7 protein-coding genes are annotated in these 13,370 nt (G+C 70.7%); 5 read left to right on the forward strand and 2 right to left on the reverse strand.

Translation table 11 applies throughout. The features are described from left to right. Nucleotides 1-177 precede the first annotated feature (177 nt). From ACIRPK_RS18300 to ACIRPK_RS18315, 4 genes are all read left to right on the forward strand, one after another. Complete coding sequence (locus ACIRPK_RS18300; protein ID WP_403039791.1) at nt 178-903, forward strand: DUF6215 domain-containing protein; 726 nt, start codon at nt 178-180, stop codon at nt 901-903. 117 nt (nt 904-1,020) lie between these two features. Continuing rightward, nucleotides 1,021-2,427 (forward strand): NAD(P)/FAD-dependent oxidoreductase, encoded by a 1,407-nt coding sequence (locus tag ACIRPK_RS18305; protein ID WP_403039793.1) that lies wholly within the window; start codon nt 1,021-1,023, stop codon nt 2,425-2,427. Between the two features lie 122 nt (nt 2,428-2,549). Next, the gene (locus ACIRPK_RS18310) at nt 2,550-2,918 is read left to right on the forward strand and encodes a DUF6188 family protein (protein ID WP_403039796.1); all 369 of its coding nucleotides are present in this window, start codon (nt 2,550-2,552) and stop codon (nt 2,916-2,918) included. A gap of 92 nt (nt 2,919-3,010) precedes the next feature. Then, on the forward strand, nt 3,011-4,135 hold the full coding sequence (locus ACIRPK_RS18315) for a DUF5685 family protein (protein WP_403039799.1): 1,125 nt from the start codon (nt 3,011-3,013) through the stop codon (nt 4,133-4,135). Nucleotides 4,136-4,210: 75 nt separating this feature from the next. Here ACIRPK_RS18315 and ACIRPK_RS18320 read toward each other — a convergent pair whose 3' ends face one another. Then, nucleotides 4,211-6,769 carry a collagenase gene (locus ACIRPK_RS18320; protein ID WP_403039802.1) on the reverse strand — a complete coding sequence of 853 codons (2,559 nt, stop codon included), beginning with the start codon at nt 6,767-6,769 and terminating at the stop codon, nt 4,211-4,213. A 1,138-nt stretch (nt 6,770-7,907) separates the two neighbouring features. Between ACIRPK_RS18320 and ACIRPK_RS18325 the strand changes: the two genes are divergently transcribed. Then, nucleotides 7,908-10,898, forward strand: a complete 2,991-nt coding sequence (locus ACIRPK_RS18325; RefSeq protein ID WP_403039805.1) for an NPCBM/NEW2 domain-containing protein — start codon at nt 7,908-7,910, stop codon at nt 10,896-10,898. An 83-nt stretch (nt 10,899-10,981) separates the two neighbouring features. Here the strand turns inward: ACIRPK_RS18325 and ACIRPK_RS18330 are convergent, their stop codons facing one another. Further along, nucleotides 10,982-13,261 (reverse strand): glycosyl hydrolase family 18 protein, encoded by a 2,280-nt coding sequence (locus ACIRPK_RS18330; RefSeq protein WP_403039808.1) that lies wholly within the window; start codon nt 13,259-13,261, stop codon nt 10,982-10,984. Nucleotides 13,262-13,370: the final 109 nt, after the last annotated feature.

A 13,370-nucleotide genomic window follows, 5' to 3' on the forward strand; every position in this document is an offset into this window, starting at 1 on the left:
CCCCTGCCATCAAACGGACTTGTCAGCACCGGCACCCCCAGGGGCCTGCCTCGCGTCCGGGTGGCCGGGCCCGCGCCCGGCGGTACCCCGAATCCCCCGGGCGGCCGGATCTACCCGCTGGTACCTTCGCACCGAGATCATCGCGCCGGTGCACCGCACCGACCCAGGGGGGCCCGAATGGAAACCGACACACCCTCAGCTCCGGCCACGGCCGGACCGCCACCGCCCCAGCCGCCGGGGGCTGCTCCCGGCCTGAGCACCAGGAGCGCCGTCCTCCAGGCGGTCGCCGCCCTCGGGCTGGCCGCCGCCGCCCTCGGGAGCGTCTGGGGCGCCGGCCTGCTCGACCCGGCGGCCGCGCACGACGAGCCCGCCGTGTGCTACCCGCCCAAACCCGCCGACGATCCCGGGTACCCGGCCCTGTGCGCCGCCCTCAACCGCCCCGACCTGCCGGTCCTGCTCGGCGCGCCGGAGACCCCCGTGTCGATCGCCCAGCCCGGCAGCGGGCCGATCACCCTCGCGGACGGCACGGTGCTGTCCGACCCCTCGGCGCGGGTCCAGCTCGGGAAGGTCTTCGTCCAGGTCACCGACAACCGCAGGATCTCGCTCCGGAACACCATGGCCTTCCCCGACCCGAGCCTCCTGCCGACCACCGTGCTCGGCCACCCGGCCGCGACCTTCTCCGACCACACCCTGGTGTTCGCCCTCGACACCAGGAGCACCACCACCGCCGGCAGCGGCGGCATCGCCCGGCACCTGGTGGTCGCCAAGGGTCCCGACGCCGACGGCGGGTCCTTCGAGTTCGTCGTGTGGCGCCAGGACCGCGGCACCCCGGACGACGCCGCGCTGTTCCGGGTCGCCACCCAGGTCCTTCCCACCCTCCCGGGCTGGGTTCCCGGTCCGTAGCGCCCGCCTGACAGAGTGCAGCGCCGGGCCGGAGGTGCGTGGCACTCTGTCCGTGGTCCCGGCCTTCGCCCGGACGATAGCCTCCCGGGCACGTCACCGAGTGAAGGCAGGTCCCCCGTGGGCTCCAACGGCAGCAGTCCCGTCGTCAACGGCGGTGTGTCGTTCTGGTATTCGTCGATCGGACTGCCCGCAGCGCGCCCCGGTCTGACCGCCGGGACGGACGTCGACGTCTGCATCGTCGGCGGCGGCTACACCGGGCTCTGGACGGCGTACTACCTGAAGAAGGCCGACCCCGGGCTCCGGGTCACGGTGCTGGAGCAGCGGGTCTGCGGCTACGGCGCCTCCGGCCGCAACGGCGGCTGGCTGTACAACGGCTTCGCCGGCCGCGGCGCCTTCGCCCGCCGGTACGGCACCGACCGGGCGCAGGCGATGCAGCGGGCGATGGACGACTCGGTGCGCGAGGTGGCGGACGTCGCGGCGGCGGAACGCATCGATGCGGACCTGGTGCTCGGCGGTGTCCTCGAAGTGGCCAGGACGCCCGCCCAGCTCGCGCGGATGAAGGCGTTCGCGGCCGACGAACACGCCTTCGTGGAGGACGAGTTGACCGTCCTATCGGCCGCCGAGGCCAGCGCCAGGATCAAGGTGGACGGCGTGCTCGGCGGCACCTGGACACCGCACGGCGCCCGGATCCAGCCCGCGAAGCTGGTCCAGGGCCTGGCCCGGGTGGTGCAGGACCTCGGTGTGGTGATCCACGAGGGCACCGAGGTGACGGCCGTCCACCCGGCCGCCGCCGGTCGCCGGGCCCGGGCCGAGACCGCCGCCGGGACGGTCACCGCCGACTACGTGCTGCGCGCCACCGAGGGCTTCACGGCCGGCCTGCGCGGCGAGCGCCGGACCTGGCTGCCGATGAACTCCGCGATGATCGTCACCGAGCCGCTGCCCGCGTCCTTCTGGGCCGCGACCGGCTGGCAGGGCCACGAGGTGCTGGGCGACTTCGCGCACGCCTACATGTACGCGCAGCGCACCGCCGACGACCGGATCGCGCTCGGCGGACGCGGCGTGCCGTACCGCTTCGGCTCCCGGACCGACACCGACGGCACCACCCAGCAGCGGACGGTGGACCAGCTCCGGGAGATCCTGCACCGGTTCTTCCCCGGCACCGCCGGGGCCCGGATCGACCACGCCTGGGCCGGCGTGCTCGGCGTCCCCCGGGACTGGTGCGCCACCGTCGAGCTGGACCGCGGCACCGGCCTGGGCTGGGCCGGCGGGTACGTCGGCAGCGGCGTCACCACCACCAACCTGGCCGGCCGTACCCTCCGCGACCTGGTCCTCGGCGACCGCACCGAGCTCACCGAACTCCCCTGGGTCGGCCACCAGGTCCGCCGCTGGGAGGTCGAACCGCTCCGCTGGCTCGGCGTGCACAGCCTGTACGCCGCCTACCACGCGGCCGACCGCCAGGAAGCGGCCGGGCGCGCCACCACCTCGCCGATCGCCCGCTTCGCCGACCGCGTCTCCGGCCGCTGAACCAACGGCGGTCACCGACCGCGTCTCCGGCGGCCGCGGCGGCCACGCCCGGCCGGGGTACGTGACGCGGGCAGGTCAGCGGATCACAATGGGGCAGCGCACCGAGCTCCAGGAGGCACCGGATGACCGAGCCCATCGCCGAGGTACTGGCGGACCGTCAGGTCCAGCGGGTCCGGGCCGGGGCCGGCCTGCGGCTGGAACTGGCCGGGGCGGTCACCGTCCTGATCGACAGTGACTTCCGGCTGCTCGCCGCCGGGGGCGTGGAGCACTTCTACCCGCAGCTCGGCACCGGCGTGAGCGGCGGCCTGACCGTGCTGACCGGCAGCCGGCTGACCGGCGCCTCGGTCAGCCCGGCGGGCGGCCTGGAGCTCAGCTTCGACTCCGGGCGCCGCCTGGTCGTCCCGCCGGACACCACCGAGCACCCCTGGCAGGTCATCGGCCCCGACGGACCGCTCTTCACCGCCGAGCCCGGCGGCTACCTGACCGGCTGACCCCGGCCGGCCGCGCGGCGACCCCGGCCCTACCGTGCCCCACTCCCCGGCCGTACCATGCTCCGGGTACACGGCCACGGGGGGAAACGGGAATGTTCGGGATCGTCAGACCGTGTCGGCACAGCCTGCCCGAACCGCTTCGGGCCGCCTGGCTCGCGCACCTCTGCGGGCTCTGCCTGGCCCTGCGGGACGGCCACGGCCAACTGGCCAGGACGGCCACCAATTACGACGGACTGGTCATCTCGGTGCTGGTCGAGGCGCAGTCCGCGCCCAGCCGCCGTCAGGCCGGGCCCTGCCCGCTGCGCGGGATGCGCGGCGCCCAGGTGAGCGACGGCGAGGGCGCCCGGCTGGCCGCCACCGTCTCGCTCGCGCTCGCCTCGGCCAAGGTGCGCGACCATGTGCTGGACCGGGACGGGGTGTTCGCCCGCCGCCCGGTGGCGAGCACCGCCCGCGCGGTGGCCCGGCGCTGGGACCGGCAGAGCGGCCGGGCCGGTGACCGGATCGGCTTCGACACCACCGTGCTACTCGAAGCGGCCGACCGCCAGGGCGAGTTGGAGCGGACGGCGACGGCGGGCAGCCCACTGCTCGCCCTCACCGAACCGACCGAGACCGCCACCGCGGCGGCGACCGCGCACACGGCCGTGCTCGCCGGACGTCCGGACAATGCGGCCGCCCTGCGCGAGGTGGGCCGGCTGTTCGGCCGGCTGGCCCACCTGCTGGACGCCGCCGAGGACCAGGCCGAGGACGACGCGAACGGCGCCTGGAATCCGCTGACCGCCACCGGCACCAGCCGCACGGAGGCCGAACGGCTCTGCCGGGACGCCACCCACGGCATCCGACTCGCCCTGGCCGAGGTCGAGTTCACCGACCGGGCGCTGGCGCACCGGCTGCTGGTGCACGAGACCCGACGCGCGGTCGACCGGGTCTTCGTCCGGACCGACCACGAGGCCCACGAGACCCACCAGCCCCACGCTCCCGAGCGACCGCCCGCGCCGCGCGATCCGCTGACCGGCTGCGCGATGTGGGCGCTGCTCGCCTGCAGCTGCCAACTGCTCTGCTGCGAACACCAGGACCCGTGGTCGCGTGAGCGGCGCGAGGGCTTCTGCCAACGCAACGACTGCTCCGACGGGTGCGACTGCCTCGGCAACTGCGACTGCAGTTGCTGCGACGGCTGCGACGGCTGCGACTGCTGTGACGGCTGCGGGTGCGACTGCTGACCCAACGGCACCGCCCGGCAGTCACTGCGTGCTGCAGCGGCTGCCGGGCGGCCCGGGGACGGTGTCGGTGTCGGCTCAGAACTGGGTGCTGACGGTGACGCCGCTGAAGTCCGTGCTGGCGTACAGGCTCAGGTAGCGGTACCCGGCCGTCGGGTTGTTCACGGTGATGCTCTGGGTGGTGCCGGGGCTGGTCGAGGACGCGGTGAAGGCGTTCGGCGAGGCCCAGGTGTTGGCGTTGTAGTAGAGGAACGCGGTGCCGGTGCCGCCGGAGGTGGTCACCTTCAGCGTGGTGGTGCCGGCCGGCAGGTAGACGTACAGGTAGTCGCTGTTCCCGGCGGTGGCCGAGCGGTTGGCCCGCGAGCAGTTCTGACCCATCGCGTCGGTGCGCGCCTCGGTGCAGGTCGGCAAAGTGACCGGGCCGCCACCGGTGAGCACGGTCACCGAGGTCGGCGTGGTGCCGCTCCGGCCGTTGCTGTCGGTGGTGGTCAGCGCGACCGTGTAGGTGCCGGCCGCCGCGTAGGTGTGGCTCGGGTTCCGCAGGTTCGAGGAGGTACCGTCGCCGAAGGTCCAGTTCCAGGCGGTGATCTGGCCGGGGCCGGTCTGCACGGACTTGTCCGTCAGGGTGACCGTGCCGCCGTTCACCGACTGGCCGAACAGCGAGGTCGGACCGGTCGCGTAGCAGGCGCCGGCGGCGCAGCTGGTCAGCCAGGCGTCGAAGTCGGCGTCGTAGCCGGTGCCGACGTTGTTGTAGACCGCGTAGCCACCGGTGTAGTCACCGACCCGGAAGCGGTTCAGCATCGCCTGGACGTCGCTCGGGTGCTTCTCGAACATGTAGCGGACCGCGAGGTAGCCCCACGGGTAGACCCGGGTCGAGTCCGAATTGCCGTACGTGTTCTGGAAGATGGTGCTGAGCTTGTAGGTGTGCTTGCCCGCCTCGACCATCGCGTCGGTGTCGGTGGCACCCCGGTAGGTGAAGGAGACGTACTCGGCGACACCCTCGACCCACCAGATGTCCGGCACCGAGGTCTGGGTGCCGAAGCTGCCCTTCATGTCGTGGATGCCGTCGAGGTAGTGGGTGTACTCGTGGTTGAGGTTCCACACCCGTGCGGTGTCGTTGACGTTCCAGGACTTCTGGTACATCACCGTCACGGCCTGGTTGTTCGGGTCGGTCGGGTCCATCACGGTCTGGCCGCCGTTGTCGGTGGAGTTGCCGTAGATCGCCCAGGAGTACGTGGTGTAGTCGGTCTTGTTCGCGAAGATCCCGAAGATGACCGTCTTGTCGTACTGGTTCGGGATCGGCCCGTTGTCCTTGACCAGGTTGTGGAAGAAGGTGTCCTCGCCCCGCAGGCTGGTGCAGACCGCCGCCAGCTCGGTGGCCGAGAGCGACTGGGCCTGGAGCGTGCGGTTGTCACAGACCAGCCGGTTCGGCAGGACCGCGGCAGCCAGCTTGGTGGGCAGGTTGCAGGTGTTGTAGTACGAACACTGGCCCGGGTTGTACTGGTTGGCCTGGTACGCGGTGCCGACGTACAGCGGACCGGTCTGGCCGAGGATCGGGCTGGCGTCGAGCACCCGCTTCACCAGCGGCTTGACCGCGGTCTCGACGGCGGTTCCGGTGCCCGCCAGCCGGCCCAGGTCGTTGCCGGCGTTCACGTCGAGGGCCGCGTTCGGCCCGCCGAGCAGGTCCTGGTGGTTGACCGCGAAGTCCGCCAGGGTGGTGGCGATGCTCGGGTCGGCGGTGACCGCCTGGACGAAGTCCGGGTTCCAGCTGCCGCGCCAGAGCGCGTACCGCAGCGGGGCGTTGACCGCGCTGACCATCGAGGGGATGGCGTTGTACGAGTTGTTGTAGGCGGTCAGGAGCTGCTTGTAGACGCCCAGGTAGCTGCCCTGCAGGTTGGCGCTGTCGGTGTAGATCAGCACCTGCTTGAGGATGTTGCCGTTGGCGTCGCTGACGTCCTTCCAGCGCGTGCCCGCGAAGAACGCGTCCATGCCCGCCTTGGAGGCGGCGGTCAGCGTGGCGTCGTAACCGCCCACCGAACCGGCGTAGTTGGACTGGACGTAGTAGCCGGCCCGGAGGAACAGCACCAGTTGCAGGATGCTGTTGGTGTTGTCGCCGGTGTAGGCGGTGGCCCGGTTCTTGAAGGCGGCCGCGACGGGCATCATCTGCGACTGCTTGAAGACACCGCCCGCCGGGGTGCCGGTGAGGTCGAACAGCGTGCTGACGCAGTCCGTGGTCGAGCTCTCGACGAACGCGACCAGGTCGGCGCCGGTGCGGGTGGTGAAGTCGGCTGCGGTGCAGCTCTGCGCGGCGGCCGCCGCGGCGGCGAGCCCGGCCTTCTTCTCGACCGCCCGCGGGGCGGCCTGGGTGGTGGGGGCGGCGACCGGCTCACCCATCGCGGCCTGGCTGAGCTGGGCCGGCGACAGCGGGGCGGCGGGCGAGCCGAACTGGTCGGAGTCGGCCGCGAAGGTGGCCAGACCGGCCGGCTTCGGGACGAGGGGGGCGGCCGCAGCGGCGGCCGGCTTGCCACCGGACGTGCCGGGCGCGGCGATCGCGGTGGCGGGAAGCAGCGAAGCGACCGTGGCGACGCCGGCTATGACGCCGGCTGCGAGGGTGGATATCGGTAGACGCAGGCGCACTGCCAAGTCCTTTTCCTGTGGGGGGCACTCACTGAGCATCAGGCGGGACAAGCGGGGGACGTGGCGTGCATCCTGCCACCGAATGGCCATCAGAACAATGTCACAGGTCATATCTCACAACTGTTGATGGCCATTCCGGTCCACCCGCCGGGCCGACGGCGCAGGAACCGGCCATCTCCCGGGCGACGACGGCCCGTTGGCCCTACGGGGACGCCTCGGGCGGTCGCATCGAAGCCGCTCCGGCAGGAACCGCAGCGCGACCGAGTTCCACACCAACTGCGCATCTCGGTCCACACCGCCCCCCTCCGGAGGGCATCGGGATGTCCGGCACCCGGACACCAGGCGGAGTCGGCTCGTTGCGGCATCGAACTCGGCGACCAGTGCGGAGAGTCCGGCGATCGAGTCGATGCGGGACGCGGGAGCTGACGACCCACCGCTCGGCAGGCAGCAGTGAGCGGCCCATGGGCTTCTCCGGAGACGGTGGGCGGATGGGCCTTGCGGGGAGCGACATTACTCAGACCTGTCAGAACATGCAACGCATCAATGAAAGCTTTCTACGCTCACGTCAGAGTGTCACTGCAAGACGGCAGTTGATTCCAACGTGTCCGAGCCGCTCCTGGTACGGTCGCCCCAACCCGACCACCCTGCCGCGCCGAGCCGCTGACCTGCCGATACACCCCGCCGCCCGGGCCGAGGCCAGCGGCCGAGGCGGGCCGAAACCGCGGTCCTGACCACCGCACCCGACCCCCACCCAGGTCATGCAGGACCGACCGACCCCACCGCAACTATTGACACTGCTTCACCGCGAAGTACTCAATAGGCAACACACTTCAACGTCTTCCAACACCTCCCGGCCGACCCCCGCGCTGCCTGACGCGAAGCAGCAGCGGGCGATTCGGCCTGGGCGAACCCAGGCTCCGCGAGCCGAGAGCAGCGGTGCCCCCCTCCCCGGGCGCCGACGATCCGGCCACCCGCACACCCCACACCCCCACAGCCGGGCGGTCCACGTCGACCGTCCTCGTACCAAGAACGCCCCCACCCTCGAAAGGACCGAACGCACATGCGCCGTTTGGCTTGTGCACTAACCGCCGTACTCGCGACGGTCGGCACCGCAATCACCCTCCCCCACGCACCTGCGGTGGCGGCGACGACGGCGACGCCCTACGTGTTCGAAGTCGAGAACATGTCGCTGACCAACTTCGCGACCGACACCGTGAACCACACCTGGAACGGCAACGCGGTCGACAACGTCACCTACGCCCGGGGCGTGGCCGGCGGGACCAGCAGCGCCAGCAAGACCTTCGGCGGCGTCGCGGGGACCTACGACCTGATCACGCGCTACAACGGCAAGACCGCGAACGGGGTGACCTACAAGCTCTCGGTCAACTCCGTTCCGGTGGACACCTGGGCGACCTCCCAGCGGTACGGCCGGGACTACACCGACCCGATGAACATCGACACCCGGACGTCCGGCAGCGTCAAGCTCAAGGCCGGGGACGTCATCGAGCTGACGGCCACCTCGGCCGGCGAGGTGCCCCGGGTCGACCGGATCACCATCCAGCAGCACGTGGGGGCGCCGACCAGCACCCTGACCATCGACTCGCCGAACGCGGCCCTGAACGACGGGTTCAACTGGGGCAAGGACCGGGCCCTGGGCATGACCTTCTACCCGGGCAACCCGATGATGGGTCACGAGCCCGAGTGGTGGCGCCTCAAGGACGCCACCCACCAGGAGAACCAACCGGGTTACTGGGGTGCGTACACCAACCGGGAGTCCTACTACAACCGGGACATCTCCCACCAGTCGGACGGTGCGCACGCGCTCGGCCTGGACACCGAGACCTTCAGCATGCTGAAGACCTTCGCGGGCGACGCCTCGAAGCCGGGCCAGAACGGCTGGCCGCTGTGGGCGCACAGCCCCACCGGCGCCATGTACTACATCGACGGCACCGGCTTCCGGGAACTGCCGTCGCCGTTCAACCTGATGACCAAGGCGTACAAGCAGTACCAGTGGACGGGCAACGCGGACTGGATCAACGATCCGACCCTCGCCGCGTACTACGACTCCACCATGGGTCCGTTCCTGGCCAGTCACGAGGTGAGCTGGAACGACGCCGACCCGTCGGCCGAGCAGCCGGTTTCGCGCAAGCAGGCCGGTGAGTACACCGCGACGTTCTTCGAGTTCCCGAACGAGAACCTGGTCTCCGCGGCGGACTCGCTCGGGTACCAGTACCAGTCGATGCTGGCGTACGCGGAGATCCTGAAGGCGAAGGGCGACACCGCCGGCGGCGCGAAGTGGGCCGACCGTGCGCAGCGGGTGCGCAACCAGTTCGAGGCGAAGTGGTGGGACTCCTCGAACAACCGGTACATGCGCGGCAAGGACGCGGCCGGTACCGGCTACAGCAGTTGGGGCCACGAGGCCAGCTTCCTGATGATGCTGACCGGGCTGGGCGACTACGGCAGCCGGACCAGCGGCTACCTGGACTTCATCGCCGCCAACGACGACAACCTGAACGTCGAGGCGACCTCCTACCTGCCGGAGATGTACTACCAGTACAACCGGTCGGCCGAGGGCTGGGCCTGGCTCAAGAAGCTCATGGCGGGCAAGGACAGCTACCCGGAGATCTCGTTCCTCGCGGTCAGCAACACCATCGACGGCATGATGGGCGTTCAGCCGGACGCGCCGCACGACAAGGTGGCGACCGTCTCGCGGCTGACCTCCGACACGCCGTGGGTGGAGATCGACCACCTCAAGGTCGGTGACAACGACCTGAAGCTGAAGCACATCGGCACGACGGCCTCCGCGCTCACCAACAACTCGGGTGGCACGGTGAACTGGGAGGCCCAGTTCTACGGCACTCCCGCCACCATCACCGTGAACGGCGTCGCCCGGACGCCGCAGACCAAGTCGCTGTACGGCCAGACGGTCTCCTACGTGACCGTGCCGGTGTCCGCCGGTGGCTCCGTGACCGCGATCGCCGGGACCCCCGGTGCCGACATCACCGCTCCCACCGCACCGACCGGCCTCACCTCGACCAGTGTGTCGTCGAGCAGCGTGGACCTGAAGTGGACCGCGGCCACCGACAACGTCGGCGTGACGAGCTACAACGTCTACCGCGGCGGCACGCTGGCCGGTTCGTCGACCGGTACCAGCTTCACCGCCTCGGGCCTGACCGCCTCGACCCCGTACACCTTCACGGTGAAGGCGGTGGACGCCGCCCAGAACCGCTCCGAGGCCGGCAGCCCGCTCGCCGTCACGACCGCGGGCAGTGGCAACGGGCAGGCGACCGACCTGAGTTCGCTCACCTGGACCGCCGCGCAGAGCGACTTCGGCACCGTCCAGAAGGACCGGAGCGTCGACTCCAAGCCGCTCAAGCTGAACGGCACCAGCTACGCCAAGGGCCTCGGCACGCACGCCAACAGCAGCATCACCTTCGCCCTGAACGGCGGCTACAGCCGCTTCCAGTCCGACGTCGGCATCGACGACGAGGTCACCTCGAACGGCACCGTGCGGTTCGAGGTCTGGGGTGACGGCGTCAAGCTCTACGAGACCCCGGCCGCCATGACGCCGTCGAGCGCCACCCAGTCCGTCGACATCAGCGTCGTCGGCGTCAACTCCCTGGTCCTCAAGGCCACGGACGCGGGCGACGGCATCAACAGCGACCACGCCGACTGGGCCGGAGCCAAGATCATCGGCTTCCCCCCGACGCCGACCCCGCTGAGTGACCTGAACTGGACCGGCAGCCCCGTCATCGGTTCGGGCATCGTCCGCAAGGACACCAGCGTGGACGGGAACCCGATCAAGCTGAACGGCACCGCCTACGCCAAGGGCATCGGCACGCACGCCGTCAGCAGCATCACCTACGCCCTGAACGGCGGCTACAGCCGCTTCCAGTCGGACCTGGGCGTCGACGACGAGATCACCTCGAACGCGACCGTGAAGTTCGAGGTCTGGGGTGACGGCGTCAAGCTCTACGAGAGCCCGTCGGCGCTCACTCCGACCAGCGCCACCCAGTCCGTCGACGTGAGCGTCGTCGGCGTCAACTCCCTGGTCCTCAAGGCCACGGACGCGGGCGACGGCATCAACAGCGACCACGCCGACTGGGCCGGAGCCAAGTTGGTGCACTGACCCCGGGCCCTCGGGCCGGTGCCGGGGCCGCGTCCGCACCGGACGCGGCCCCGGCCTCTCTCATTCCGGGGCTGCGGTGACCGTCACTTCAGGCCGTTGTCGAGCGCCGTGATCAGGGCTCCGTTCGGTGTGTCACCGGACATCTCCCAGATCATCGCGCCCAGCAGGCCCTTGGACTTCACGTAGGCCGCCTTCTTCCCGATCGACCACGGGTCGTCGAAGGTCCACCACTGCCCGCCGGCCGAGGTGTAGGCGTACGTCGACACCGACTGCTCGTCGTGCAGCACGGTCAGCCCAGGGAAGGTGGTGAGCAGGTTGCTGTAGCCCCGCGTCCCCGCCTCCTCCGCGAACTGGCCCGGTGCCGCGCCGGTCGCCGCCTGCCACTCGCCCTTCGCGCCACCGTCGGTGACGCCCTGCCAGCCCCGGCCGTAGAAGGGCAGGCCGATGGTGAGCCTGCGCGGGTTGACCCCGGCGTTCAGGTAGGTCTGCACCGCCGCGTCGGTGCTGAACTTCACCGGGTACGGGTCCTGGGCGTCCGGGTACAGGTTGGCCTGGTGGCCGGTGCGGTTGGGCTCCCAGGAGTTGTCCGAGCCGGCCCCGTGGAAGTCGTAGCCCTGGATGTTGGCGATGTCCAGCGAGCTGAAGATCTTCGACAGGTCCCAGCCCTGGGCGATCTTGGCCGGGTCGGCGGGGGTGAAGGCGGTGAGCAGCTTGTGCGAGCCGCCCAGCGCGTCCAGCTGCTTCCTGAACTCGGCCAGCAGCGCGGTGTTGTTGGCCTTGTCGTTGACGCTCCAGTGGTTGCCGGGGTGGCCGTCGGGCGAGCCGGGCCACTCCCAGTCCAGGTCGACGCCGTCGAAGATCCCGGCGGCCACACCGTCGCCGCCCGCACCGTTGTAGGCGGGCAGGTTGCCCTTGATCCAGACGTCCAGGCAGGACCTGACGAACTTCTGCCGGGAGGCGTCGGTGGCCGCCACGTCGGAGAAGTACTTGGAGTACGTCCAGCCGCCGAGCGAGACCACCACCTTCAGGTGCGGGTACTTGGCCTTGAGCTTCTTCAACTGGTTGAGGTTGCCCCGGAGTTTGCCCCAGCCGTCGTCGGCCACCCCGTCCACGGACTGGGCCGCACTGAACGGCCGCCCGTAGTCGGCGTCCGCGTCCCCGGCGCCGGTCCCCTGGTCGGGGTCCTGCGGGTTCGCGGTGGTGCCCTTGGTGACGCCGGCCAGGCAGGTCAGGTTGACCGGGTCGATGTTCTCGAAGGCGTAGTTGATCACGTCCAGCTTGGCGGCCGTGCCCGAGGTGTCCAGGTTCTTCGCGAAGTACTGGCGTCCGTAGATGCCCCACTGGGTGAAGTAGCCGACCCGGGTGTACTTCCCCGCCCCGGCCAGGTCGCCGGTGGTGACGGTGAGCGGTGCCGAGGGCGGCGACTGGTTGTCCACCGCGTCCCTGGCCCGCACCGTGAAGACGTAACTCGTTGCCGGGGCAAGCGAGTTGACCGTGACCGAGGTGCCGGTCACGCTCTGCACCGGCACGCCGCCCTGGTAGACGTCGTAGGAGACCACCCCGACGTTGTCGGTGGCCGGGCTCCAGGCCAGCGTGACGGCGCCCGAGGTGACCGTGGTGGCGCGGAGGTCGGCCGGTGCGGTGGGCGGCACCGGGTCACTGGCCGGGTCGGTGGTGGCCACCGTGCCGGCCGGGCTCACCGGCCCGACGTTGCCCCGGGCGTCCTTGGCCCGGACGGTCAGGCTGTACGCCGTGGCCGGGCTCAGCCCGGTCGCGGTGCCCGAGGTGCCGGTCGAAGTGCCGACCACCGTAGCGCCGTTGAGAATTTCGTAGGAGGCGACGGGGTAGTCCCCGGCGCCGGCGGCGGCCCAGCTCAGCGCCACCGAACGGGTGGTCACGGCGACCACCGACGGCTTCCCCGGCGCACCGGGCGGGACGTCGGGGGTGCCGTCGCACTTGTCGCCGTTGACCGTACAGCCGGTGGGGGCGGCGATCGGGCCGGTGGCGACGAACCAGAAGCTGTACGGCTCGGTGCTGCTCTTCGCGGCGACCGTGGCGTTGTAGTACGCGTTCTTGGCGACCACGTGACGGCCGGTCACGGTCGCCTCGCCGTTGTAGCTGCTGCTCAGGGTGACGCCGGCCGGGAGGTCGAACTCCAGGGTCCAGCCGGTGACGGCGGTCGCGTTGTCGTTGCGGACCACCAGGGTGCCTTTCCACCACGAGCCGTTGTCGGCCGAGCTGAACGCGGCGGTGAGCTTCCCCGCCGCGTGCGCGGGCGGTGCGGCAATGGCGGTGAACGCGGCCACCGGGAGCAGCAGGGCGCCCAGCATCGCGGGCAGCCTGCGTCTGAGGTATCCGGACATGGTTCTCCTGTTGGTGTGGGGGTGCCTGACAGGTGGGTGCAGAACCGTGCGGGCCGTCCGGTCGGGAGTCGGCTTGTTTTCGCAATGTAGGAGGACTGGACCAACGAGT

It is taken from the genome of Kitasatospora sp. NPDC101801, assembly GCF_044766665.1.
Classification (GTDB): Bacteria; Actinomycetota; Actinomycetes; order Streptomycetales; family Streptomycetaceae; genus Kitasatospora.